Annotated in this window: 27 protein-coding genes; 12 read left to right on the forward strand and 15 right to left on the reverse strand. The window is 57.6% G+C overall.

All coding sequences use genetic code 11. The features are described from left to right. Positions 1–200: 200 nt before the first annotated feature. Positions 201–839, forward strand: coding sequence for a peptide-methionine (S)-S-oxide reductase MsrA (gene msrA / locus DXX3274_RS17895; RefSeq protein ID WP_193747090.1), 639 nt, complete (start codon positions 201–203; stop codon positions 837–839). Between the two features lie 137 nt (positions 840–976). After that, positions 977–2,293, forward strand: a complete 1,317-nt coding sequence (locus tag DXX3274_RS17900; protein WP_042860922.1) for a hemolysin family protein — start codon at positions 977–979, stop codon at positions 2,291–2,293. A gap of 96 nt (positions 2,294–2,389) precedes the next feature. Here the strand turns inward: DXX3274_RS17900 and DXX3274_RS17905 are convergent, their stop codons facing one another. Together DXX3274_RS17905 and cysQ are read right to left on the reverse strand one after the other, a co-directional pair. Beyond that, a complete protein-coding gene (locus tag DXX3274_RS17905) occupies positions 2,390–2,596 on the reverse strand; it encodes a DUF1107 domain-containing protein (protein ID WP_012768543.1) in 207 nt (68 codons plus the stop codon). Between the two features lie 420 nt (positions 2,597–3,016). Further along, entirely contained in the window at positions 3,017–3,757 is a 741-nt protein-coding gene (cysQ, locus tag DXX3274_RS17910) for a 3'(2'),5'-bisphosphate nucleotidase CysQ (protein WP_042860923.1), read from the reverse strand. Between the two features lie 234 nt (positions 3,758–3,991). On the opposite strand from cysQ, the gene DXX3274_RS17915 reads away from it, so the two are divergent. Both DXX3274_RS17915 and ytfE read left to right on the forward strand, forming a co-directional pair. After that, on the forward strand, positions 3,992–5,941 hold the full coding sequence (locus tag DXX3274_RS17915; protein WP_042860924.1) for a bifunctional 2',3'-cyclic-nucleotide 2'-phosphodiesterase/3'-nucleotidase: 1,950 nt from the start codon (positions 3,992–3,994) through the stop codon (positions 5,939–5,941). 139 nt (positions 5,942–6,080) lie between these two features. Then, positions 6,081–6,746: an iron-sulfur cluster repair protein YtfE gene (gene ytfE / locus DXX3274_RS17920; RefSeq protein WP_042860925.1), complete on the forward strand. Its 666-nt coding sequence runs from the start codon at positions 6,081–6,083 to the stop codon at positions 6,744–6,746. A 104-nt stretch (positions 6,747–6,850) separates the two neighbouring features. Here the strand turns inward: ytfE and DXX3274_RS17925 are convergent, their stop codons facing one another. Both DXX3274_RS17925 and fklB read right to left on the reverse strand, forming a co-directional pair. Beyond that, a complete protein-coding gene (locus DXX3274_RS17925) occupies positions 6,851–7,207 on the reverse strand; it encodes a DUF2502 domain-containing protein (protein ID WP_038669303.1) in 357 nt (118 codons plus the stop codon). A 295-nt stretch (positions 7,208–7,502) separates the two neighbouring features. After that, positions 7,503–8,123, reverse strand: a complete 621-nt coding sequence (gene fklB / locus DXX3274_RS17930; RefSeq protein WP_042860926.1) for an FKBP-type peptidyl-prolyl cis-trans isomerase — start codon at positions 8,121–8,123, stop codon at positions 7,503–7,505. A gap of 226 nt (positions 8,124–8,349) precedes the next feature. On the opposite strand from fklB, the gene DXX3274_RS17935 reads away from it, so the two are divergent. Continuing rightward, entirely contained in the window at positions 8,350–9,057 is a 708-nt protein-coding gene (locus tag DXX3274_RS17935; RefSeq protein WP_042860927.1) for a LysM-like peptidoglycan-binding domain-containing protein, read from the forward strand. Here DXX3274_RS17935 and DXX3274_RS17940 read toward each other — a convergent pair. The 6 genes from DXX3274_RS17940 to yjfP all read right to left on the reverse strand — a co-directional run bounded on the left by DXX3274_RS17940 (position 9,041) and on the right by yjfP (position 11,930). Next, the gene (locus DXX3274_RS17940) at positions 9,041–9,415 is read right to left on the reverse strand and encodes a DUF488 domain-containing protein (protein WP_042860928.1); all 375 of its coding nucleotides are present in this window, start codon (positions 9,413–9,415) and stop codon (positions 9,041–9,043) included. The genes DXX3274_RS17935 and DXX3274_RS17940 overlap by 17 nt on opposite strands. A gap of 116 nt (positions 9,416–9,531) precedes the next feature. After that, on the reverse strand, positions 9,532–9,981 hold the full coding sequence (rplI, locus tag DXX3274_RS17945) for a 50S ribosomal protein L9 (protein WP_042860929.1): 450 nt from the start codon (positions 9,979–9,981) through the stop codon (positions 9,532–9,534). A 41-nt stretch (positions 9,982–10,022) separates the two neighbouring features. After that, positions 10,023–10,250: a 30S ribosomal protein S18 gene (gene rpsR, locus DXX3274_RS17950; RefSeq protein WP_000135199.1), complete on the reverse strand. Its 228-nt coding sequence runs from the start codon at positions 10,248–10,250 to the stop codon at positions 10,023–10,025. 4 nt (positions 10,251–10,254) lie between these two features. After that, complete coding sequence (priB, locus tag DXX3274_RS17955) at positions 10,255–10,575, reverse strand: primosomal replication protein N (protein ID WP_026594838.1); 321 nt, start codon at positions 10,573–10,575, stop codon at positions 10,255–10,257. A gap of 5 nt (positions 10,576–10,580) precedes the next feature. Then, complete coding sequence (gene rpsF, locus DXX3274_RS17960) at positions 10,581–10,973, reverse strand: 30S ribosomal protein S6 (protein ID WP_012768533.1); 393 nt, start codon at positions 10,971–10,973, stop codon at positions 10,581–10,583. A 207-nt stretch (positions 10,974–11,180) separates the two neighbouring features. Continuing rightward, entirely contained in the window at positions 11,181–11,930 is a 750-nt protein-coding gene (gene yjfP / locus DXX3274_RS17965; RefSeq protein ID WP_042862202.1) for an esterase, read from the reverse strand. Positions 11,931–12,157: 227 nt separating this feature from the next. Between yjfP and DXX3274_RS17970 the strand changes: the two genes are divergently transcribed. From DXX3274_RS17970 to DXX3274_RS17980, 3 genes are all read left to right on the forward strand, one after another. After that, complete coding sequence (locus tag DXX3274_RS17970) at positions 12,158–14,098, forward strand: methyl-accepting chemotaxis protein (protein WP_042860930.1); 1,941 nt, start codon at positions 12,158–12,160, stop codon at positions 14,096–14,098. Between the two features lie 152 nt (positions 14,099–14,250). Further along, on the forward strand, positions 14,251–14,616 hold the full coding sequence (bsmA, locus tag DXX3274_RS17975) for a biofilm peroxide resistance protein BsmA (protein ID WP_042860931.1): 366 nt from the start codon (positions 14,251–14,253) through the stop codon (positions 14,614–14,616). A gap of 47 nt (positions 14,617–14,663) precedes the next feature. Further along, the gene (locus DXX3274_RS17980) at positions 14,664–14,939 is read left to right on the forward strand and encodes a hypothetical protein (protein ID WP_042860932.1); all 276 of its coding nucleotides are present in this window, start codon (positions 14,664–14,666) and stop codon (positions 14,937–14,939) included. Positions 14,940–15,042: 103 nt separating this feature from the next. Here DXX3274_RS17980 and rlmB read toward each other — a convergent pair whose 3' ends face one another. From rlmB to nsrR, 3 genes are all read right to left on the reverse strand, one after another. Continuing rightward, the gene (gene rlmB, locus DXX3274_RS17985) at positions 15,043–15,777 is read right to left on the reverse strand and encodes a 23S rRNA (guanosine(2251)-2'-O)-methyltransferase RlmB (protein ID WP_038666103.1); all 735 of its coding nucleotides are present in this window, start codon (positions 15,775–15,777) and stop codon (positions 15,043–15,045) included. Positions 15,778–15,867: 90 nt separating this feature from the next. After that, positions 15,868–18,345, reverse strand: a complete 2,478-nt coding sequence (rnr, locus tag DXX3274_RS17990) for a ribonuclease R (RefSeq protein WP_042860933.1) — start codon at positions 18,343–18,345, stop codon at positions 15,868–15,870. Positions 18,346–18,385: 40 nt separating this feature from the next. Then, the gene (gene nsrR / locus DXX3274_RS17995) at positions 18,386–18,811 is read right to left on the reverse strand and encodes a nitric oxide-sensing transcriptional repressor NsrR (protein ID WP_038666099.1); all 426 of its coding nucleotides are present in this window, start codon (positions 18,809–18,811) and stop codon (positions 18,386–18,388) included. A gap of 359 nt (positions 18,812–19,170) precedes the next feature. On the opposite strand from nsrR, the gene DXX3274_RS18000 reads away from it, so the two are divergent. The 4 genes from DXX3274_RS18000 (at position 19,171) to DXX3274_RS18015 (ending at position 23,985) form a co-directional block, all read left to right on the forward strand. Beyond that, positions 19,171–20,757: a methyl-accepting chemotaxis protein gene (locus DXX3274_RS18000; protein WP_042860934.1), complete on the forward strand. Its 1,587-nt coding sequence runs from the start codon at positions 19,171–19,173 to the stop codon at positions 20,755–20,757. Positions 20,758–21,063: 306 nt separating this feature from the next. Then, positions 21,064–21,975 carry a CdaR family transcriptional regulator gene (locus tag DXX3274_RS18005; RefSeq protein WP_042860935.1) on the forward strand — a complete coding sequence of 304 codons (912 nt, stop codon included), beginning with the start codon at positions 21,064–21,066 and terminating at the stop codon, positions 21,973–21,975. A 2-nt stretch (positions 21,976–21,977) separates the two neighbouring features. After that, on the forward strand, positions 21,978–23,228 hold the full coding sequence (codA, locus tag DXX3274_RS18010; RefSeq protein ID WP_042860936.1) for a cytosine deaminase: 1,251 nt from the start codon (positions 21,978–21,980) through the stop codon (positions 23,226–23,228). 136 nt (positions 23,229–23,364) lie between these two features. Then, a complete protein-coding gene (locus tag DXX3274_RS18015; protein ID WP_042860937.1) occupies positions 23,365–23,985 on the forward strand; it encodes a Fic family protein in 621 nt (206 codons plus the stop codon). Here DXX3274_RS18015 and DXX3274_RS23075 read toward each other — a convergent pair. Together DXX3274_RS23075 and DXX3274_RS18020 are read right to left on the reverse strand one after the other, a co-directional pair. Continuing rightward, positions 23,964–24,155, reverse strand: a complete 192-nt coding sequence (locus DXX3274_RS23075) for a hypothetical protein (protein ID WP_071603981.1) — start codon at positions 24,153–24,155, stop codon at positions 23,964–23,966. The two genes, DXX3274_RS18015 and DXX3274_RS23075, sit on opposite strands and share 22 nt — an antisense overlap. A 143-nt stretch (positions 24,156–24,298) precedes the next feature. Beyond that, positions 24,299–25,312 (reverse strand): type IV pilus twitching motility protein PilT, encoded by a 1,014-nt coding sequence (locus DXX3274_RS18020; RefSeq protein ID WP_042860938.1) that lies wholly within the window; start codon positions 25,310–25,312, stop codon positions 24,299–24,301. Positions 25,313–25,323 lie beyond the last annotated feature (11 nt).

Consider the following 25,323-nt stretch of genomic DNA (forward strand, 5'->3'; position numbering starts at 1 on the left):
CCAATCGCTCATGACAGGCGCAGTTCGCCAGCAAGCGGGCCGGATGGTGTGCAATTACAAACGCCGGTAGTTGCGAAACGCTATCTGGCGCCAACACCCCTGTCATATTGCTGTGCTATTTCGCCATAAAGACAGAGCGCATTAACTCGGTTATGCTCTGAAAGTATGAAACACAGGGTGATAATCAGGAGCCAAACGTGATAGCGAATTTTGATAAGACACAGCTGATCGGTCAGTCGGATGCCCTGCCGGGCCGCACCACACCGATGCCGGTCGCCCGTCTGCATGTGGTGAATCAGCATTCCATGACCCATGTGCCAGAGCACATGGAGGTGGCGATCTTCGCCATGGGCTGCTTCTGGGGCGTGGAGCGTCTGTTCTGGCAACAGTCCGGGGTATACAGCACCGCATCCGGGTATTGCGGCGGCTATACCCCCAACCCCACTTACCGGGAAGTGTGCACCGGCAAGACCGGCCACGCGGAAGCCGTGCGGGTAGTGTTTGATCCTACGGTGGTAAGTTACCCGCAGTTGCTGCAACTGTTTTGGGAAAACCATAATCCGGCGCAGGGTATGCGACAGGGCAACGACATCGGTACGCAGTATCGTTCCGCTCTTTATACGTTAACCCCGGAGCAGGAAACCGCGGCGAAAGAGAGCTACCAGCGCTTCCAGCAGGCCATGCGCGATGCGGGCGAGAACCGCGACATCACCACGGAAATCCAGCCCGCCGGGCCGTTTTATTACGCTGAAGACGAGCATCAACAATACCTGCACAAGAACCCGGATGGCTATTGTGGACTGGGCGGCATCGGGGTTTGTCTGCCTCCACAGGGGTGAAACTGGCGGCGATTTGACCTCGCCTGCTATACTGGGCGACCACGGGCCGGCTTCCGGCCCCTTTTGCGGCGATGCCGCACCCATGATGTTATTCCCTTTCAGAGGTTCGCCGTCCGTGACGACTGTGCGAAAAAACTATGTTAAACAGTCTGTTAATTATTTTATTTCTTATCGCCATCAGTGCGTTTTTCTCTTTGTCTGAAATATCGCTGGCCGCTTCGCGCAAGATAAAACTGAAGCTGATGGCCGACGAAGGAGACCTGAACGCCGCCATGGTGCTGAAATTTCAGGAAACGCCGGGCATTTTCTTCACCGTGATTCAGATCGGCCTCAATGCGGTCGCCATCCTGGCCGGTATCATCGGCGACGCCGCCTTCTCGCCCTATTTCGAAATGCTGTTTGCCAGCTTTCTGCCGCAGGACATGATCGCTCGCGCCAGTTTTATCTGCTCGTTTGTGCTGGTTACCAGCCTGTTCATCCTGTTTGGCGACCTGACGCCGAAACGCATTGGTATGATTGCCCCGGAAGCGATAGCCGTTCGGATCATCAACCCCATGCGCTTCTGTCTGCTGGTGTTCCGCCCGCTGGTCTGGCTGTTCAACGGTCTGGCTAACCTGATTTTCCGGTTGTTCAAGCTGCCGATGGTGCGCAAAGAAGACATCACCCCCGACGATATCTATGCGGTGGTGGAAGCCGGCGCGCTGGCTGGCGTGCTGCGTAAACAGGAACATGAGCTGATCGAAAACGTGTTCGAACTGGAGTCGCGCACCGTGCCCTCTTCAATGACCTCGCGCGAAAGCGTGGTCTATTTCGACCTGCACGAAGACGAAGCGCAGATCAAAGAGAAAATCGCGCACCAGCCGCATTCTAAGTTTCTGGTGTGCAACGGCACCATCGATCAGATTGTCGGCTACGTGGATTCCAAGGATCTGCTGAACCGGGTGCTGGGCAACCAGAGTCTGGAACTGACCAGCGGCGTACAGATTCGCCCGGCGCTGATCGTGCCGGACACGCTGACGCTGTCGGAAGCGTTGGAAAGTTTCAAAACCGCCGGCGAAGACTTCGCGGTGATCCTCAACGAGTACGCGCTGGTGGTGGGGATTATCACCCTTAACGACGTGATGACCACGCTGATGGGCGACCTGGTTGGCCAGGGGTTGGAAGAGCAGATCGTCGCCCGTGACGAGAACTCCTGGCTTGTCGATGGCGGTACGCCGATAGAAGATGTCATGCGTGCACTCAGCATCGATGAGTTCCCTCACTCCGACAATTACGAAACCATCGGCGGGTTCATGATGTACACACTGCGCAAAATCCCCAAACGCACCGATTTTGTTCGCTACGCCGGGTATAAGTTTGAAGTGGTGGATATCGACAGCTACAAGATCGACCAGTTGCTGGTCACGCGGCTGGAAGAAAAAACGGCGCTCAACGCCGAAACACATCCGGCATAAGCCGCTTCGCACACTAACTTCAACAAATAATAAAACCCCAACAAACAACAACGGCCCGTTAACGGGCCGTTTTCCTGTCGCAGGGGGTGAGTTCCTTCAACCCAGTTCAGCCTGCAACTTCAGTACCTGACGGTTGACTTCGGACATCACCACCAGATGCTGTTTATCCTGCGTTTTGGGCAACAAAATGCGGCCCTGATCAAATTCAAAAGCGCCAATCCCTTTAATGTAGAGTCTTCCACGAAACAGGATTTTCACATACTTGGCGACCTTCAGGGGGTTGTAACGTTCGAAGATCCTCATCGTCTTCCTCTCCTCCCGTTTTTTCTCTACCGCGCTACCCGTTCCCAATTAGGGTCGGATGATGTTCAGCGCGGCAATCATCACGTACAACTGGTTAGTGTCCTTATCCTGCGGTTAGTTCCCGCAATGACAGAATTATTTACGGCGTTTACATATTTTTACCGAATAGACTAATGCCATACTTTTTAAATCAGTATAAACCTTCAAGTTATTGCCGTATGTGCGATATGCCGCAAACTCACATACGCGACGGTGACCGCATCAACGGCCGCCAATCTACCGTGAAAATATGACCAAAAAACGACAGTGCGCCGTCAGCGGCATAAAGATAAAAACGGGAGGGCGGGAAGAGCACGGCAGGCCAATCGCCTGCCGTTGCTATCATCAGGAAAAATCCGGCCGGAGCGACCGGAAAGGGAATCAGAACAGTGAAACGCGAAAGCCCGGATTCAGGAAGGATTCGCGCGGCAGATAGGAGAGCGTGCGCCCTTGCCAGTCATGCACCTGCGCGCCGGCGGCCAGCGCCACCGCGTGCCCGGCGGCGGTATCCCAGATATTGGTCGGCCCGAAACGCGGATAAAGCTGGGCCTTGCCCTCCGCCACCAGACAGAACTTCAGCGACGAGCCAATGGACACGGTCTGGTGTTCGCCCAACTGCCGCAGATAATCGTCCAGCTCCGCATCGGCGTGAGAGCGGCTCACCACGACCAGCGGTGGTCTGGCGTTTTTTACCTGAATGGCGCGGCGTTTCCCGCCCTCTTCCTTCCAGGCCTTGCCGTCCGCCGCGGCGTACATCACCCCGGTCACCGGCACGTATACGACGCCCAGTACCGGTTTGCCGTTATCGATCAGCGCGATATTGACGGTAAACTCGCCGTTGCGATTGAGAAATTCTTTGGTGCCGTCCAGCGGATCCACCAGCCAGTAACGCTGCCAGTGCTGACGTTCGGACCATACCTGTGGGTCCTCCTCCGACAGCATCGGAGTCTCGGGGTACTGTTCAGCCAATCCACGCGCAATGACCTGATGCGCCGCCAGGTCGGCGGCCGTCACCGGCGAGTCGTCTTTCTTAAGCGCCACGTTCAGCGGCTGCTGACCGTTATAAACCTGCATGATGGCGTCTCCCGCCTCACGCGCCAGTTGGCAGATCTGTTCTAACATCGTTTCACCTCATTATACGTACAGGCCATGTGTCAGGTGCCGCGACAGCGCACGCACCGGGCCATTTTTATGTCTGCCCCGGAATTCTATGTCATGCTTCACAATTCAGGCTGATATTTAACACGATATTCATCAAAATCTGCGATACACATTCTGGCCGCGCCGCCATTGTCGGACAACTGCCCGACTGCGCAGGCGTCGCCATGTTAATACCTCGTCACAGGAGCGACCTTTATGAAGCATAAGCTGGTGCTGAGCCTGCTCGCGATAGCCATCGCTAACGCCACTCAGGCAGCCACCGTCGATTTACGGGTGCTGGAAACCACCGATCTTCACAGCAATATGATGGACTATGACTACTATAAAGACAGTCCAACGGATAAATTCGGACTGGTCCGTACCGCCAGCCTGATTCAGGCCGCCCGTCAGCAAGCCGTTAACAGCGTGCTGGTGGACAACGGCGACATTATTCAGGGCAGCCCGCTGGGTGACTACGCCGCCGCCAAAGGGCTGAAGAAAGGCGATGTGCACCCGGTCTATCTGGCGATGAACACGCTGGATTATGCGGTCGGCAATATCGGTAACCACGAATTCAACTACGGGCTGGACTACCTGCACAACGCGCTGGCCGGCGCCCATTTCCCGTATATCAACGCCAACGTGCTGGACGCAAAAACCGGCAAACCGCTGTTTACCCCTTACCTGATCGAAAAGAAAACGGTGAAAGACCGCGACGGCAAATCCCACGAGCTACGCATTGGTTATATCGGTTTCGTGCCGCCGCAAATCATGGTGTGGGACAAAGCTAACCTGAGCGGCAAAGTTACGGTAGCGGACATTACCGAAACCGCGAAAAAATGGGTGCCGGAACTGCGCAAACAGGGGGCGAACGTGGTGATTGCCATACCGCATTCCGGCCTGTCGGCGGAGCCGTACAAAACGATGGCGGAAAACTCGGTCTACTACTTAAGCCAAATCCCCGGTATTGACGCCATTATGTTCGGCCACGCCCACGCGGTATTCCCGAGCAAGGATTTCGCCGGCATCAAAGGCGCCGATATCGCAAAAGGCACGCTGAACGGCGTTCCCGCCGTGATGCCCGGCCAGTGGGGCGACCATCTCGGCGTGGTGGATCTGGTACTGAACAACGACAGCGGCCAGTGGAAAGTGACCGAAGGCAAGGCGGAAGCCCGGCCGATCTACGACAAAGCGCAGAAGAAATCGCTGGCGGCGGAAGATCCGCAGTTGGTCAACGTGCTGTCGGACGCCCACCAGAAAACCCGCGAGTTCGTCAGCAAGCCGATCGGCAAAGCTTCCGACAATATGTACAGCTACCTGTCGCTGATTCAGGACGACCCGACGGTGCAGATCGTCAACAACGCGCAGACAGCGTACGTCGAGCACTTTATCCAGGGCGACCCGGATTTGGCGGAGCTGCCGGTGCTGTCAGCCGCGGCGCCGTTCAAAGCGGGCGGCCGCAAAAACGACCCGGCCAGCTACGTGGAAGTGGAAAAAGGCCAGTTGACCTTCCGTAACGCCGCCGACCTCTATCTCTACCCCAACACGCTGGTGGTGGTAAAAGTTAAAGGCGAGCAGGTACGGGAATGGCTGGAATGCTCCGCCGGTCAGTTCAACCAGATTGACGCGCACAAACGCGAGCCGCAGTCGCTCATCAACTGGGAGGGCTTTCGCACCTACAACTTTGACGTTATTGACGGCGTGAACTATCAGATCGACGTCACCCAGCCCGCCCGCTACGACGGCGAGTGCCAGTTGATCAACGGCAATGCGCATCGCATCAAGGATCTGACCTTCAAAGGCAAACCCATCGATCCGCAGGCCACGTTCCTGATCGCCACCAACAACTACCGCGCCTACGGCGAAAAATTCGCCGGCACCGGTGAAAAACAGGTCGCGTTCGCCTCGCCGGATGAAAACCGCGCGGTGCTGGCCGCCTATATCAGCGCTGAAACGAAAAAAGCCGGCGAGGTAAAACCGGCCGCGGACAACAACTGGCGTCTGGCAAACATTGTCAGCGATACCCCGCTGGATATCCGGGTGGAAACATCGCCGTCGCCGAAAGCGGCTGCCTTCATCAAGGAAAAATCGCAGTACCCGCTAACGCTGGTGGGTAACGACGACATCGGCTTTGCCGTCTACCGTCTGGACCTGCAAAAACAGTAATCCCATCAAACCGCGCTCCCACGGCGCGGTTTTTTTCGTCTCCCCGCATTCGCCATCGTAATCCTTTTTAGGGATAGCTAATTTTAAAAGATGCATTTAAAATGCATTTTATAAATTACACCGTTCAGAGGTACCCATCATGCATTACCGCGACCAATCATTAGGCGAATTGGCCATCACCATCCCTCGCGCCACCGCGCTGTTTCGTGAATTCAACCTCGACTTCTGCTGTGGCGGCAAACAGACGCTGCTGCGCGCCGCCAGCAAACAGGCGCTGGATATTGAGATACTGGAATCACGCCTGGCCGATCTGGCGGCGCAGCCGTCAACGGAAAAAGACTGGCAGCAGGCCTCATTGAACGAGATGATCCAACACATCATCAGCCGTTTCCACGATCGTCACCGTGAGCAGTTGCCGGAACTGATCCGCATGGCCGAGAAAGTGGAGCGCGTGCACCACGACAAACCAGCCTGCCCGCACGGACTGACCCATCAACTGATGCTGATTCACGACGATCTGGCACAGCACATGATGAAAGAAGAACGGATCCTGTTCCCGATGATTCAGTCCGGTATGGGCGCGCAAGCCGGTGGACCGATTTCGATGATGGAACACGAACATGATGACGCCGGTCAGCAACTGGAAGTGGTCAAAACGATCACCAACAACGTTACGCCGCCCGACAATGCCTGCACCACCTGGCGGGCGCTGTATACCGGCATCAACGAGTTCATCGACGACCTGATGGAGCACATCCATCTGGAAAACAATCAGCTGTTCCCTCGGGCACTGCGGGGCGAGTAATTGGCGTTATCCGTCAGCGCCTATCCATCACACCGCGCCCGCCGCCACAAAAAAACCGCGCCATTTTAGCGCGGTTTTTGTCTTTTCGTTATCGGCCGCCCGGCTTACCAGCGCGGGCCGCCGCCATGATGGCCCCAGCCGCCCCATCCCGGGCCAGGCCCCGGACCGCGTGGTCCGGCGGGGACAACATAAACCGGCTGCGGGGGTTCGACGACCACAACACGCGGCGGGGGTGGCGGTGCGTAGTAATAAACCTGGCGGGCATGATGGTGCCGACGCTCATACCAGCTGTCGGGATCGCACCAACGATTGCCGTCCCAGTAATAGCCACGATCGTCACGATCGCCGATGTGAAGATACACACCCGGCAGCGCCAGACTCAGGCTGTCGGCCTGTGCGGCGGGCATCGCCGACAACAGTACGCCCGTCATAATGGCACCTAATAAAAGTGGCTTAATCATAATGCTGACCTCTGCTTCACCGCGATGCGGCGGATGACTCACTTATACGGCGCGCCGCCATTAGCCGCTATCAGAAAATGGCTAAATATTAATACCTTCAGGAAAGCAATTCAGGTTTGGCGCCGCTTATCGACGTCAGCATAACGGAGCAATCGTCAAGCCGCCTTTACGAGGTGTGTCGACTGGTTACACAGCACGGAATCAGCAGGGATGAAAAACGATGAGGACGGTGCGGCTAACGCTATGATAGACCAGAGGAAAGTATGCCGGGTCACGACGTACCCGGCAGAGAAACTTACAGGATTTCCAGCAGTTCCACTTCAAAAATCAGCGTGCTGAACGGCGGGATGGACGCACCCGCGCCACGTTCTCCATACGCCAGATTCTGAGGAATATAGAGTTCCCACTTCGAACCGACCGGCATCAGCGTCAGCGCTTCGATCCAGCCAGGAATCACGCCGCTGACCGGGAATTCCGCCGGCTGGCCGCGCTGCACCGAACTGTCGAACACGGTACCGTCAATCAGGCGACCGGTGTAGTGAACCCGAACCCGATCCTGACGCGCCGGGATCGCGCCTTCGCCCTGTGTCAACACACGGAACTGCAGGCCGGTCTCGGTGCTGCTGACGCCGTCTTTGCCGGCGTTGGCTTCCAGAAAGCGCTGTCCTTCCGCCGCCTGCTCACGCTGACGCTCACGGCGCACCGCATCCGCCCGTTCATGCACTTCACGCAACGCGCGATGCACCACATCAACCGGCACCACAGGCGCTTTTCCTTCCAGCGCATCGCACAGACCCGCTACCAGCGCATCGGGGATCAACCCCTCCAGACCGGATTCCTGCAGTTGTTGACCAATCTGCAGGCCAATGCCGTAGCTTGCCTGCGCTTCGACGCTGTCATAAGAAGGCGTTGTCATGAATGTTCCTTTAATCTGTAAAATACGAAAGCGCAGCATAGCAGCGAGTCGGTTGAGGGTAAAACGTTCTGTCGCGATCTCGCCGTGTTGCCGGCCGGCACTGCGGCAAACCGCTCATGTTTGCGGCGTCGGTATCCAATGACGATGACCTTAACTGGTTATCTGTCCTTGATTACCGATATAATTAAGCTGTTTTCACCTTTATACGGTTCTAAGAGAGGTCACCATGGGCAGAATCGCGCCCAGGAGAAAGCAATCCACCTGGAATCACCTGACGCTATGGCAGTCCTGCCAGAACTGGCTGGCCCAATGGCGTCGACGCAAGGACATTCCCGGTGAACCGGAAGAAAGCGCAGACGAGACGGAGACGGTTACCCCGGACCCCGCTCCACGCCGCAGGCATCGCAGACAGCAACCCTGGCTGCGAACGCTTTGGCATCTGCCGGATGATTTCAGCTGGATGGAACCGCTGCCCTATTTTCACCGTCGTTGTATTTTGATTTTGCTGTGTTTGCTGTTGCTGGTGCTGCTGTGGCCGGTGTCCCCCCCAGCCCCCGCGCCTTCCCGTCAGGTGGACGTGCCGCTCAGCTCGCAGACCGCGCCGATACAGGCGCAATTGGTGGCTCCTGCAGCCACCGCCAGCCAGACGCCGCGCCCGGCGACGTCTGGCGCCAACTGGCAATCCTATCAGATCGCATCCGGCCAGACGCTGGCCCAGCTGTTTCGCGACAACAACCTTCCCGTTAACGATGTCTTCGCTATGGCGCAGGTGGAGGGGCAAAGCAAGCCGCTCAGCAATCTGCGGGCCGGGCAGAAAGTCCAGTTGCAGCTTAATACGCAAGGTATGGTGAGCCAGCTGGAGATCGACACCCCGGACGGTCAGCAGGTGCAGTTCGTTCGCCAGCAGGACGGTTCCTTCATCCGCGTTCGCTGAGCGCAGCCTGTTCTATCAAAAAATCACGCAACACCACCGCATGATTCCGTTCCGTATCCCGGCTGCCATACAGCAGGGTTATCGGCTGCGACTGACGCAATAATGCCGCCAGCGGCTGCCACGCAGTGTGCTGACTCAGTTCCGCACGGTACATCCCGACGAATGTTTCCCATTGCGCTGAATTAGCGTGAAACCAGCGCCGTAATTCATGGCCTGGCGCAGCGTCTTTCAGCCAGACGACGCCGGGTAGACGGATTTTAGCGATGCCGCGCGGCCACAGCCGATCGACCAGAAACGTGGGGGAAGAAAAAGGGGGCTGCGCATCATAGACACGCATCAATTGGACCAGCTCGCTCATCTCGTATGTCGCTTAGTGATACACACGTTGATGATAGGCCGCTTTGACTGACTTACCAATGCAAAACGCTGGCACAAGGCCAGCGTTTTACCTGTTGTGGTCAACCGAAGTAAAAATTACTCGGCAACAACCACGACGTTCAGCTTGGCGAATACGTCGCCGTGCAGCTGGAAGCTTACTTCGTGCTCACCCAGCGTGCGCAGAACGCCGTTCGGCAGGCGAACTTCGCTCTTGGCAACATCAACACCAGCAGCGGTGACCGCGTCAGCGATGTCGCGAGTACCGATGGAACCGAACAGTTTGCCTTCGTCACCCGCTTTAGATGCGATGGTCACGGAAGCCAGCGCGTTGACTTTCTCAGCGCGGGCTTCAGCAGCAGCCAGAACGTCAGCCAGTTTGGCTTCCAGTTCAGCGCGGCGGGCTTCGAAAAACTCAACGTTTTTCTTGGTTGCCGGCACAGCTTTGCCCTGCGGAACCAGGAAGTTACGAGCGTAGCCCGCTTTAACGTTAACCTGATCACCCAGGCTGCCCAGGTTTGCTACTTTATCCAGCAGAATAACTTGCATTACCTTATCCTCTCAAAGTCTCGTTAATGGACAGTGGCCGATTACTGATGACGATCAGTGTACGGCAACAAAGACAGGTAGCGCGCACGCTTGATAGCGCGGGCCAGTTGACGCTGGTATTTTGCACGGGTGCCGGTGATGCGGCTCGGTACAATTTTACCACTTTCAGTGATGTAGTTTTTCAGCGTTGCGATGTCTTTATAGTCAATCTCTTGAACGCCTTCCGCGGTGAAACGGCAGAACTTGCGACGACGGAAATAACGTGCCATTTGGCTAGTCTCCAGAATCAATCAATTCAATCTGCTCGGCATGCAGCACCACTTTGCTCAGACCATTGCGCCCTTGATGGCAACTAATGAACCCCTGAACCCTGAGTTGCATACCGACCGTTATACTGTGGGTAAATGCCTGTGACGGGTGTCCGCTGACAATCACGGGCATACGGCACCATGCTTGTCGGCTGAGTCCGGCTTCTTCCTGCACTGAGCGGTGCTCAAGCACAAACTGGCAGTGAGGAATACCCGACGGACTGACTTTTCGAATGGGCGTCTTGCACACCGTGCCCGACAGCTCCAGCCGATTCGCCGTCACCACAACAATTACTCTTCAGAATCCCCAACTTCAGCATCATCATCGGCTTCAGCGTATTCGTCACGACGCTCACGGCGTTCGTCTTTCGCTTTCACCATCGGAGATGCTTCAGTTACCGCGTGCTTAACGCGCATAACCATGCTGCGGATAACGGCGTCGTTGAAGCGGAAGTTAGTTTCCAGCTCATCGATCACTTCCTGCGGGGCTTCAACGTTCAGCAGAACGTAGTGAGCTTTGTGCAGTTTGTTGATCGGGTAAGCCAGCTGACGGCGGCCCCAGTCTTCCAGACGGTGGATCTTGCCTTCCGCTGCTGTGATAGCACCGGTGTAACGCTCGATCATGCCCGGAACCTGTTCGCTCTGGTCAGGATGAACCATAAAAACGATTTCGTAATGACGCATCGAATTGCTCCTTACGGATTATTCAGCCTCCTGTCAGGGTCAGCCGCGGCCCATGGAAGCAAGGAACGTGTTGTGTGTACGGCTGAAAAAATGACGCGCAATTGTACTGACTGCCACGCGGGAAAACAAGCCATATCGCTGATTTCCATCATGAGGGAGCGGAGACGAGAGAAATAGCCCGCCGCTGGCGGGCCAGAGACGGGTAAATCAGAGCGAGCGCGAGAAGAAATCCGCGCCGGCCTGCAGGGCGGTCGAGGTGATCTTGTGGCCGATGCCGACCTCGGTCAGATAGGTCAGGCGCTGATGGGAGTGGCGAGCGGTTAACTCCCGGTACAGTCGTTCGCTCTCCTGCGCCGGCACCAGTTCATCCGCCAAACCATGCCAGAGCAACAGCGGGCGGTCGGAAACCTTGTCCAGTTGATGACGTACATCAAAGGGCGCGACTCGCTCAGCCAGCGCCTGCAACTGCGCCTGCGCGCCTGGTTCCTCCGGCGTGACCGGCGGAAACAGCGTCTGCGACAGCGATGAAAAATATCCGGAGCCCATAAAGCAGGCCACCGCCCGCAGCCAGGGATATTGCGTCATCGCAGCCAGCGCGGTCATTCCCCCCATTGATGCGCCGCAAATCCCGATCCGATCCCCGTCAATCAGCCCCTGTCCACGACACCAGTCCAGATGAACCGGCAACTCCCGGACATTATTAAGAAAAATATCCCAGAAACAGCGCCAGCGGCGCGCTTCATCGCCGTCAAACCGCGCGCCATGCATCAACGCATCCGGCGCGATGACGCGGAACCCGGCCTTCGCCAGCGCGTAGGCAAAATACGAATAGACTTCCTTCGACGAGGTATAACCATGAAAGAAGAAAATGGTTGGCAACGGCCGCGTTCTGCCGCCGGATGGAAAAGCATGCAACACCTCGATCCCTGAAACGCTCTCACTTCCCATTTCTACCATCATCGCCTGCTTTCCTTCGTTGATTGACAGGTAAAACCGTAAAAAACGCCTACAATTATTCCGTATATCATTTAACCATCAACAACATTCGACACATAGAAAAATAGATCGCAATGATCTTGATCAAATTAGTTACAAAAGCACCAATTAGTGTAAAATTTCGCACTTTTTTGCCGTTAACGGCATTAGCCATCCCCCAATAACGTCTCACAATAAAGAGAATTATCATGCAGCTTGCTTTTAGACGCTGGAGCCTCGGTGTCAAACTTTCAGTTATCGCCTCCCTGAGTGTGGCTGTGCTGTTTATCGCATTCAGCCTCAGCCTGACGCGCTCAGCCGGTGAGAAACTGGAATCATTGACAATGCATGACATGGAAAGTCAGGTTACGGGTATTACAGACATGATAGCCATGTACGACACCAGCCTGCAGGCCAGCGTCGACAGCTATACCAATCTGTTTGCCAGCTTTCTTCCTTCTCGTTTTACCGTGGACAATCAGGCGCGTCTGCCCATCAGCGGCACGACCGCGCCGACCCTGAAGTCCGGCGATACCGTCCTCAACATGAACACCGCCGTCACCGACGACTTCCTCAGCCGCACCGGCGCTATCTCCACCATTTTCGTGCGCGACGGCGACGATTTTGTGCGTATCACCACCTCGCTGAAGAAGGAAGACGGTTCGCGCGCCATCGGCACCAAACTGGATCGCGCCAGCCCGGCGTTCGCGCCCGTCTCCGGCAACAAGTCCTTCAGCGGCCTGGCGGTACTGTTCGGCAAGCAATATATCACCCAGTACAAACCGGTTACCGACGCCAGCGGCAGCGTGATCGCCATTTTGTTCGTGGGGATTGATATCAGCAAAGAATTTGCCCAGATGCAAAAACGCATTCTGGATAAGCGTATCGGCGACACCGGCCACTTTATCGTGCTCAGCAAGGCAGGCGCGACGGCCGGCGCCTATCTGGTGCACCCGACGCTGGCCGGGCAAAAACCGGACTGGTCGGGCGATGCTCTGCAGCAGGTGTTGAAAAACGATGGCGGCAGGCTGGAGTACGATGATAACAGCCTGACCGGCGATGACCGTACCCAGGTGATGGTGTATCGCAGCGTACCGCAGTGGAAATGGGTCGTTGTCGGCACCATCAGCAAGGCCAGCCTGCTGGCGGAAATCAACACGATCCGCAATCTGTTTCTGGGCGGCGGCATCGCACTGGTGGTGCTGTTTGCCGTGTTCTTTGTCTACCTTACCCGCCGCTGGCTGAGCCGGCCGCTGGATGAAGTGGTGAAAGTGGCGGAGCAGTTCGCGGCCGGTAACCTGCAGGCGACGCTGACCACCGACAGTCAGGATGAAGTCGGCCGACTGGTGGACGCCATCAACGGCATGGGCCACGGCCTGACCCGCCTGGTGTCTCAGGTGCGCGATGCCGCGGAAGAGATCACCGCCGGTACTGACGCGCTGGCCGAAGACAGCGGCAACATCAGCGAGCAGATTTCCCGTCAGGCCAGCAGCGTGGAAGAAACCTCGGCCACGATGGAACAGTTGTCCTCGACGGTGAAACAGAATGCCGACAACGTCTCCGCCGCTAAAGGGCTGGCGGCGGAAAGCGCCAGCGCCGCGCAGAACGGCAGCATCACGGTGACGGACTCGGTGGAGACCATGAGCGAAATCAAACGCTCGTCGCAGAAGATCGCCGACATCACCACCACCATCCAGTCGATCGCCTTCCAGACCAATATTCTGGCGCTCAACGCGGCGGTGGAAGCCTCGCGCGCTGGCGAGCACGGTAAGGGTTTCGCCGTGGTTGCCGCCGAGGTGCGTTCGCTGGCCCAACGTAGCTCTTCAGCGGTGAAGGAAATCGAAGCGCTGATTGCCGAATCGCTGCATCAAATCGAAACCGGCTACCGTTTCTCGGAAAAAACCCGTTCGGTGATGGACGATCTGCTGCATCGTATCCAGCAGGTCAGCACCATCGTCAACGACATTGATATCGCCTCGCGCGAGCAGTCGCTGGGAATTGAACAGGTTAACGTGGCTATCAACCAGATTGGGCAGGCCATCAACCAGAACGCTTCGCTGGTGCAAAATTCGGAAAGCACCGCGCAGGGACTACGCGAAAAAGGCCATCATCTGAGCGATGTGGTCAGCGTGTTCCGCATCCATCCCTAATCGCTTCATCACCTCTGCCGGCCACCGGCAGAGGTCCGCTTCGGCGGTTTATCCTCCGTTACACGCCGGCGGTATCCCTGTCTGCCTCAAGGGGTTACACTATATCCATCCAGAAGCATCCACCCAGAACCGGACTGACCGGAATACCACCGATGACACGCCCATCATGGCTATTAAGCGTTACGCCGTTGAACCGAGTATTGCTGAGCACCCTGTTATCGATGCTGATCAGCGGCTGTACGCTGCTGGCCGGTAAACCGCTCCCGCCGCCGCCCCCCGAGGAACAGGCGGTCGAAGTGTCCAGAGAACAGAGCTATCTGCTGGAAAAAGCCGGTTCGGCCTCGGTCGATGTACGCGGCAGTCTGGATGATGCGGTACGGGAAATACAACGTCAGGCCAACGCACGCGGCATGCCTTACTACCGGGTGGTCAGCCTGACGGAAAACGAACATGTGCGACGGGATAGCTGGCACGGCTATGCAATCTTTTACCGGCCGCCTGCCGCCGCCCGCCCTTGAACCAACCAGGCCAAATCAGCGCCCCAAAAAAGATCGAGAGGATAAGGATGAAAACAAAGATTGCCGCCATCGCCCTGTTACTGCTGACAACCGGCGTTAGCGGCGTGGCAACGGCCTCGGAATACCCGTGCCGTAGCCCGGAATGGAATGTCTGGGTCGAAATGCAGGTGAATACCCGCGGGCTGCTGGGCGATGTAGAAGTGGGTTCGCTGGTGTGGCAACAGGCGGTAGAAAGCCGACTGCCTGCGGCGTCCTGGCCATCGCGCAATTCCGTGCTGTGGTGCGCGGCCGTAGAACAAAAACTCGCCAGCCTGAAAAAATAACGCGCCGCCTGAAGCTGATAGCAACAGGGCAACCTATCGCGGTTGCCCTGTCTGTCGGGAATCTTGCCTGACGCCCGTTCTCTTTAGCGCGCCTGCGCCATGGTTACGCCGAGCGCTGACGTACCGCCTCAAACAGGCAGATCCCGGTGGCGACCGACACGTTCAGCGACGACACGCTGCCCGCCATTGGAATGCTGATCAGTTCATCGCAGTGTTCGCGGGTCAGGCGACGCATCCCTTCCCCTTCCGCCCCCATCACCAGCGCCAGCGGGCCGGTGAGTTTGCTCTGATACAGGGTGTGATCCGCTTCGCCCGCCGTACCAACGATCCAGACGTTCTGCTCCTGCAGGAAACGCAGCGTCCGCGCCAGATTGGTCACACGAATCAGCGGTACGGTTTCCGCCGCGCCGCAGGCGACCTTTTTCGCGGTGGCGTTGAGTTGGGCAGACCGATCGCGCGGCACAATCACCGCGTGAACGCCCGCCGCGTCGGCGCTGCGCAGGCAGGCCCCCAGGTTGTGCGGGTCGGTTACGCCATCCAATACCAGCAGGAACGGGGTATCCAGCGATGCCAGTAGCCCCGGCAGGTCGTTTTCCTGGTACTGCCGTCCCTCTTTCACCCGGGCGACAATGCCCTGATGCACCGCGCCTTCCACCTTGTCGTCCAGCCACTGGCGGTTAGCGACCTGTACCGCGATGCCGTTGGCTTCCAGCTCGGCGATCAACGGCTGCAGGCGGCGATCCTCACGCCCTTTAAGGGTGAACACTTCAAGAAAACGTTGGGGGTCTTGCTCCAGCAGCGCTTTCACCGCATGGATGCCGTAAATAATTTCGCTCATTAAAACTCTTCAATAATACGCTTCAAACAGGTTAACGGGGCAGCCGGCACGGCTGCCCATGATACAGGTGCGATGGTCAGCCGACTTCCGTTATTCCGCCGGCGCCTTCTTTTTGCTGGCGCGTTTGGCACGAGTGGCGGCAGCAATTTTACGCGTTTTTTCAGCGTTCTTTTGCGATTTTGCCGTCTTCTTCCTGCCGTCGGTTTTCGCTTTATCTTTATCCTTGCCCTTGCCGGCAGGCTGACGCTTGCCGTCGCCCTCGCTGCGGAATGCGCTATCCGGCTCAAAGTTGGCGCGCTGACCGGTACGACGACGACGACGCGGTTTTGCGTCCGCTTCGCCGCCTTTCTTCGCCCGATCGCGCGCGGTCTTACCTTCACCGCGTACTTTACGGGTGGAAGACACCAGCGCGAAGTCGATCTTGCGTTCATCCATATGCACGGCTTCAACGCGGATCTGCACTTCGTCCCCCAACCGATACACCTGACCGCGGGATTCGCCGATCAAGCGCTGGCCGACATTGTCATAACGATAGTAGTCGTTATCCAGCGTGGAAACATGAACCAGACCGTCGATAAACAGGTCGTTGAGGCGCACAAAGAAACCGAAACCGGTGACGCTGGAGATAATCCCGGTAAAGGCTTCACCGACATGATCCTGCATGAAGTCGCACTTCAGCCAGTCAGCCACGTCGCGCGTGGCTTCATCGGCCCGGCGTTCGGTCATCGAACAGTGTTCGCCCAGTTGCAGCATCTCGTTGAAATCCGAGTGCCAGCCGCCGCTGTGAGTCCAGCGGGCCTTACGATCGCTGAGCAGGTACTTGATGGCGCGATGCAACGACAGATCCGGGTAACGCCGAATCGGCGAGGTGAAATGCGCGTACGAGGTCAGCGCCAGGCCAAAGTGGCCGCGGTTTTCCGGGTCGTACACCGCCTGTTTCATCGAACGCAGCAGCATGGTTTGCAGCATTTCGTGATCCGGCCTGTCGGCGATGGAATCCATCAGTTCGGCGTAATCTTTCGGCTGCGGCTTCATGCCGCCTTTCAGCGTCAGCCCCAGCTCGCCAAGCACGCTGCGCAGCGCCAGCACATGATCCTCGCTGGGCTGGTCATGTACGCGGAACAGCGCCGGCTCTTCGCTCTTCTCGACAAACTTCGCCGCCGAGATGTTGGCCAGAATCATGCACTCTTCAATCAGCTTGTGCGCGTCGTTGCGCACCACCGCTTCCACCCGCTCAATACGACGTTCGGCGTTGAAAATGAATTTGGCTTCTTCGGTTTCGAAAGCGATGCCGCCGCGCACCTCACGGGCATGCTCCAGCACCTTGTACATCCGGTGCAGCTCTTCCAGCGGCGCCACCAGCGGCTGGTAATGCTCGCGCAATGCCTCGTCGCCCTGCAGAATGCTCCACACCTTGGTATAGGTGAGACGGGCGTGAGAACTCATCACCGCCTCATAGAATTTATAGCCGGACAGTTTCCCCTGGGTGGAAACCGTCATTTCGCACACCATACACAGGCGATCCACCTGCGGGTTGAGCGAACACAGTCCATTGGACAGGACTTCCGGCAGCATCGGCACCACCTGCGACGGGAAGTAAACCGAGGTGCCGCGCGCACGGGCTTCATGGTCCAGCGCCGTGCCGGGGCGCACGTAGTAGCTGACGTCGGCGATCGCCACCCACAGCCGCCAGCCGCCGCCGCGTTTCTTCTCGCAGTACACCGCATCATCAAAATCGCGCGCGTCTTCGCCGTCGATGGTCACCAGCGGCAGAGAACGCAGATCCACCCGGCCTTTCTTGGCGCTTTCCGGCACCTCGTCCGTCAGGTCGCCCACTTGCTCTTCCACCTTGGGCGGCCAGCTATGCGGAATTTCATGGGTGCGCAGCGCGATATCCACCGCCAGCCCGGTGCCCATGTTGTCGCCGAGGATTTCCACGATCTTGCCGATAGCTTTAGTGCGGCGAGTGGCGCGCTGGGTCAGTTCCACCACCACCACGGAGCCCATGCGGGCGCCGGCGATAAATTCCGGCGGGATCAGGATGTCAAAGCTCAGCCGGCTGTCGTCCGGCACCACGAAGCCGGTACCGGCCTCGGTGAAGTAACGTCCAACGATCTGGCTGGTGCGGGGCTCCAGAATACGCACGATGCGCCCTTCGCGGCGCCCTCTGCGGTCTTCGCCCAACGGCTGGGCCAGCACCACATCACCGTGGATCACTGTCTTCATCTGTTCGGCGGAAAGATAAAGATCGTCTTTGCGCCCTTCCACCCGCAGGAAGCCGTAGCCATCGCGGTGGCCGAGCACCGTGCCGCGCAGCAGATCCAGTTTTTCCGGCAGCGCGTAGCACTGGCGGCGGGTGAATACCAATTGACCGTCGCGCTCCATAGCGCGCAGCCGACGACGCAACGCTTCCAGTTGTTCATCATTGGTCAGTTGCAGGTCGGCGGCCAGTTCCTCACGGCTGATGGGCGTGTCCCGTTTTGCCAGATGCTCAAGAATGTACTCGCGGCTGGGGATGGGGAATTCGTATTTTTCTGCTTCACGTTCCAGAAACGGATCTTGTGACATTGCGGTTCCTCCGTTGTCATCAGCAGGCGGCTGAACAGGCTTATTCAACCAGAAGTAATTTATAGAGGGGCGGGTTTTCTTCCACCATATCGGCAAGCGTGTAATTATCCAGTTCCTTCAGGAAATTCTGTACGGCCTGCTGCAGCACCTGCTTCAGGCGGCAGGCGGAGGTGATATGACAAAATTCCTTGCTGCAGTTAACCAGCGACAGCGGTTCCAGCTCTCGCACCACATCCCCGATGCGAATAGTGGACGCATCGCGGCCCAGCCGGATGCCGCCGTTTTTGCCTCGCACGGCCATGACCAGCCCGGCGCGGCTCAGCTGGTTAATGATCTTCACCATATGGTTACGTGAAACGCCATACACTTCAGTTACTTCTGAGATGCTGGTCATTTTGCCCTCCGGCAATGACGCCATATAAATCAGCGCCCTCAAACCATAATCTGTAAAACTTGTTAACTGCACAGAGACCTCTGAGTACCTTACCGGACAGTCAGGCGACCGCCCCGAAAAACGCGGGCTGGAACCGGGATGGCGCTCGTTAGCCCTGGTTCGTGCCCGTCATGTTCATTTTTTATCAGCAGATGATAAACCAGTGATCAACGCCGGGCGAATTTATTTAGCGCCAACCAATCCTTTCTAAAGTGGAATTCCCCGAGTCCATGTATTTCCATTCACAAAAGATAAGAGAATCGTGCTTCCTAACATGCTGTTTCATCTGTTATGTTCTGAACAAAAATAACCCTACAACACCTTAACGTACGGCGAGCCCGGAACAGGCTCTGTCAGTGGTTTTTTGCTCTGCACACACTAGGAAATGAACCATGCGTTTGAAAAATCTCTCCATCCGCACCGGTCTGCTGACACTGCTGGCCGTCATCACCCTGTTGTTGCTGCTGGTCAGCGGTATGGGGATTCAGGCCATCAACAAGAGCCGTGCCTCCCTGACGGCGCTCAATCAGATTCAGGGAGAACAACTGGGCGCGTTGATGAATGGTTATAACCTGACGTTACGAGCCAGAGCCTCCGCCACGCTGGCGGTGCGCAAAATCGAAATCGGTTTGCTGGATGTCGGCGCCAAAGAAACCGAAAAGCTGGAAGGCTATGTGCAGCAATCGGAAAAGGAGATTCGCCAGTTCAGCAGCGTGGGAACCAATGGCGAACAGGAGCAGAAACTGGCGCAACAGGTGTTGAAAAGTTATCAGGACTACCTGAATCAGGGGTTGAAACCGATGCTGGACTCCCTGAAAAAGCAGTACACCGACGAATATTACACCTTGCTGGAAAACAACCTGACGCCCCTGAGCGACGGATTTGATAAATCCATCCAGAACTTCCGCAGCTACTCCCAGCAACTCTCCGAACAACATATCCAACAGGCCAATAACAACGAACGGATCATGCTGATGCTGATCGCGTTCGCCTGCCTGCTGTCGCTGCTGTTGGTGCTGCTGGGTTGGCTGGCGCTGCGCCATATGCTGCTCAAACCGCTGGATCACGCCATTGAACAGCTGGAACACGTGGCTTCCGGCGATCTGACCCGCCGCATTACTCAGGGGGGCAACAATGAACTAGGCCGACTCAGCGACGCCATCGAGCGCATGCAGCTGGCGCTGCTCGATTCGGTCAGTCAGGTGCGTGACGCCAGTCATCAGATCGATCAAGGCAGCCGCGAGTTGTTCAGCGGCAACCGCAATCTGGCGGAACGAACCGAAGAGTCGGTCGCGGCGCTGGAACAGACCGCCGCCAGCCTGGAAGAGCTGAGCGCGACGGTTAAACGCAACGCCGACAACGCCGAGCTGGCGCATCAGTTGACCAATCAGGTTTCCGACACCACCGATCGCGGCAACGAATCCGTTAACTACGTGGTGGAGAAAATGCGCGAAATCGCCGCCAGCGCTAAACGGATCAGCGATATCCTCGGCGTTATCGACGGTATTGCCTTCCAGACCAATATTCTGGCGCTGAACGCGGCGGTGGAAGCCGCCCGCGCGGGCGAGCAAGGCAAAGGCTTCGCGGTGGTGGCAGGCGAAGTGCGCAGTCTGGCGCAGCACAGCGCTCAGGCGGCCAAAGAGATCCGCACCCTGATCCTGGATTCTCAGTCCCATGTGTCGGAAGGGTTGGATCTGGCCGCTAAAGCCGGTACCACCATGGACGACGTGGCGGAAGAGATCAACCGTATCACCAGCCTGATGAAAGAGATCTCCTACGCGTCTCAGGAGCAACATCGCGGTATCGAACAGGTGAATATCGCCTTCACCCAGATAGACAAGGTGGCCCAGCAGAACGCCTCGCTGGTCAAGGCCTCCGCCGACACCACCCAATCGCTGGAAGAGCAGTCTCGCCAACTGGTGCAGGCGATGGCCATGTTCCGTATCGAAGACCACACCACGCTGTTGCAGGCGCGCTGATTCTCATCCCTGCTTTGGCAGTGACCGTCCACCGGTCACTGCCTTTCCCGTCTAACCGAACGCCCAGCCTTTCCCAGCCCGGCTGATTCACGCTTTCAGTGCATAACACAGCATGACGCACAATAAACGGGCGCAGTGTGCCTGTTTTCAGCGCCAAACCATGCAACCTGCACAGCGGGCCACGTCCTCGCCGCCCGGCTGCCGCTAACCGAAAAACCGGCACGTTCCTTGCTGTAATTTCAAGGACGTCATTCCACGGACATTGATTGCTGTTCCCCATGTCGGGGCCAAACCAGAGGGACCATCATGCCGGTATTTCATCACAGGAACGTGCCTCATCATCATACCGAAAGTGAGCGGGACAGATGGCGAAGCGACGTTCTGCTTCAGTTGCTGACCAGCGACCATCCGGATCTGCCCCTCCTCCATCAGCGCGCCGCCTGGCTGCAGTTGCCGCTGGACAGGCCTCATCGGGTAACGGCATGGCGTCTGTCCGGTATGCCGTCGTTGTTTTCCCCGTCGTATTCCGGCTGCCCGGAAGCGCAACTGCACGGCGCGCGCCAGCAGTTGCAGCAACAGCTACAGAAATTCATGTCGGAAGAAATGCCGCCGGTCATGCTGGGCGACCTCTGCCTGCTGGTGCTGCCGGCCGACAGCCCGCTGTTGCGCCGCGGACACCAGGAGTTCACCGCATTCCGTCAGGCCATCAACGCCGATATCGCGCCGCTGACGCTGTTTGGCGGGCTCTCCGGCCCGGTCATTGCGGCCGAGCACTATCGGCGAGGGCTGAACGAAGCCCGACAGGCGCTTAACGCAGCAGAAAGCATGCGCCCGGAAAAAGGCCTGTACGACTACACTGATCTGGGGGTGCTGCAATTGCTGACTTCCGTCAGCGACCCGACATTGCTTACCCGCTTTATGCACGACGCGCTGGGTAATCTGGTGGAGAAGAACCGCAAATCGCCCCATTTGCTGATTGAAACCCTGGATGCGGTATTGCAGGAAAACGGCAATCTGATCAAAGCCGCCGAGCGGCTGACGATCCATCGCAATACGCTGCATCAGCGTCTGCAACGTATTGAACAACTGTCGGGCGGCGCGTTGAACGATCCGCTGTTTCGCCTCAACGCGTCCGTCGCGCTATTAGTCTGGCGCCTGTCTGGTTCACAGGTGCAGGGAACCGCCATACCGTCGTTCAAGACAACCTCACAGGAGTGATTATGAAGATTATCAACGCCGCCCTGCGCCATCAGGCCGGGCTCCATACGCTGCAACTGCAGGACGGCCTGATTGCCGCGATGGTCCCCCAGCCCGCCATGCTGCCCGCCACGCCGGATACCATCGACGCCGCCGGGCAACTGGCTATCCCGCCGCTGGTGGAACCGCATATTCACCTCGATGCCGTCCTGACCGCTGGCGAACCGGAATGGAACATGAGCGGCACGCTGTTTGAAGGCATTGAACGCTGGAGCCAGCGCAAGGCCGCCATCACCCACGAAGACACCAAACGTCGGGCGCATACCGCCATCGGCATGTTGCGCGACCACGGCATCCAGCATGTGCGTACTCACGTCGATGTTACCGACCCCTCGCTGGCGGCGCTGGAAGCCATGCTGGAAGTTAAAGAAGAGGCGAAGGGGCTGATCGACCTGCAAATCGTCGCTTTCCCGCAGGAAGGCATCGAGTCGTACCCGGCTGGCCGCCAGTTGATGGAACGCGCCATCGCGCTGGGCGCCGACGTGGTTGGCGGTATTCCCCATTTTGAGAACACCCGTGAACAGGGCGTCAGCTCGGTGAAATTCCTGATGGATCTGGCGGAACGCACCGGTTGTCTGGTGGACGTGCATTGCGACGAAACCGACGATCCGAACTCGCGTTTTCTGGAAGTGCTGGCGGAAGAAACGCGGGTGCGGAACATGGGTGCCCGCGTCACCGCCAGCCACACCGTGGCGATGGGTTCCTATGACAACGCCTACTGCTCAAAACTGTTCCGTCTGCTGCGCCGCTCGGGAATCAGCTTCGTCTCCTGCCCGACCGAAAGCATCCACCTGCAAGGGCGCTTCGACACCTTTCCCAAACGTCGCGGCGTCACCCGGGTAGCCGAGCTGGACCGTGCCGGCATGAACGTCTGCTTCGGGCAGGATTCGATCAAGGATCCCTGGTACCCGCTCGGCAATGGCAACATTCTGCGCATTCTCGACGCCGGGCTGCATATCTGCCACATGATGGGGTATCAGGATCTGCAGCGTTGTCTCGATTTCGTGACCGACAACAGCGCCAAAGCGCTGCACCTGGGCGACGGCTACGGCCTCGCCGTCGGCCGCCCGGCCAACCTGCTGATTCTGGATGCGGAAAACGACTACGAAGCAGTGCGGCGTCAGGCCAAGGCGCGCCTGTCGATACGCCACGGCAAGGTCATCATGCAGCGTGAACCGGAGCTGATTCGGTATCCAAACCGCCAACCTGATTAACGTCATCCACAATAAGCGTGACCAAATGAGCGTGACGAAGAGCTTATTGAAACAGGCTCTTCGCTGCCCCCGCACAGGATACGGGCCCATGCAATGCTATAATAGTGCGGTGTGATGCTGAAGGCTGGAGGATATCATGGGACGATATAATGTTTTCAACAGCGAAGGACAGTACGCACAAGGCTCGGAAGATCTGGTGCTGAAAAACAGGCTCGGTATTACCAACCCTGATGAAATTGACGGCGCCGAATTAGTACTGCTGGAAAAACTGTATCATTTCGTCTTTGAAGACCACTTTCCCGCCGACCAGCAACTGAGTGTCGACCTGATCAGGGCATGGCACGCGCTTTGGCTCGGTAACCTGTATGACTGGGCTGGTCAGAACAGATCCGTCAATATCAGCAAAGGCGGATTCCTGTTTGCCAGTGCGTCACAAATCCCCAGCCTGCTTACGCAATTCAATGATAAATGCCTCACTCGATATACGCCTTGCACTGGCATGGCGCGCGATCGGCTGGCCGAAGCCATTGCCGTTGTCCACGTAGAATTGATACTGATACACCCTTTTCGCGAAGGAAACGGGCGCATATCAAGGTTGGTGGCAGATGTGATGGCCGTTCAGGGCGGTTATCCCCCGCTGGACTATCACCCCTGGGAGCAAAATAAGACCCAGTATATTGGTGCTATCCATGCCGGGGTCGGAATGGATTATGAGCCGATGAAATATTGGGTTAATCAAGCACTGACGGACGGATGAACAGCCAGACTCAGGTAAGCGAACTTATCCCGTTGCTCGTCCAGTGAAGAGGCAATCATGCTGGAGGACTGGCCGGTTTCAATGGCTGTCGATGTCGCCACAGTACGAATGATTTGTTCGCGAGAAGGCATAACATACTGCTCATTCCGGCGCTTTTGCTTGACAGCCATATCGTCCTCCCATGTTGGTCTATTTATTATACATGCAACCTGGCATGAAGTAATCCTGCCCTGAAAGCAAAAGAAAACCCTCCCGATCTGTTTAGACGCATTACCGCCCCGGCAACACATCATGACCTTTACTGGCATCCAGATTAACCGGCATTCATTTCAGGCCGCAGCTTCCCCTCCAGGCATCGCTGCTGGTAACTCTGTTCAAAGGTCTGCATGCCGACCTGACCGCCGGTTTGCAGCAGGCTCGGCAACTGGTGGGTTTTGCCTTCGCGGATCAGGTTGCTGACCGCCGGGGTGGCGAGCAGCACTTCAAACAGCGCCACGCGCCCGCCTTGCGCGCCCGGCAACAGTTTCTGCGCCACCACCGCCTGCAGGCTGGCGGCCAGTTGCGTGCGGACAAACGCCTTTTCCTCGGCAGGGAATGCGTCCACCAGCCGATCCACCGCCTGCACCGCCCGCCGGGTATGCAGCGTCGCCAGCACCAGATGGCCGGTTTCCGCCGCCGTCAGCGCCAGCCGAATCGTCTCGCCGTCGCGCAACTCGCCGAGCAGCAACACGTCCGGGTCCTCGCGCAGCGCCGCCCGCAGCGCGCTGGCGAACGCATCGCTATGACGGCCAATCTCCCGCTGTTGGATCAGACAGCGTTGGCTGACATGCAGGAACTCAATCGGGTCTTCCAGCGTAATGATGTGGCGCGCGCGGCGTTGATTAAGCGAGGCGATCATCGCCGCCAGCGTGGTGGATTTACCGCTGCCGGTTGCGCCGGTCATCAGAATCAGGCCATCGGGACGATCGGCCAACTCGGCTACCACTGCCGGCGCGCCCAGCGTCTGCAGGTCAGGTTGGTGTGACGGGATCAGGCGCAGCGCCGCCGACAGGCCGTGGCGCTGCATAAACAGATTGGCCCGTAACCGCTGGCCCTCCGGCAGCGTCAGCGCGCAATCGGTCTGTCCGCTTTGCCGCAGTTGCTGCTCGCAGGCCGGTTCCAGCCAGCTACCGCACCACTGCTCCAGATCGTCGTTGTGCAACGGCGGCTGCGCGGCATCCGCCACCAGTTGCCCGTCGATACGCCAAACCGGCGGATGACCGCTGCACAGGTGCAGATCGGACACATTCTGTTTTACACTAGACCGCACCCATTCACTCACATCCATTGATTGGCCTC

This window comes from Dickeya sp. NCPPB 3274, assembly GCF_000406205.1.
In the GTDB taxonomy this organism is placed as follows: Bacteria; Pseudomonadota; Gammaproteobacteria; order Enterobacterales; family Enterobacteriaceae; genus Dickeya; species Dickeya fangzhongdai.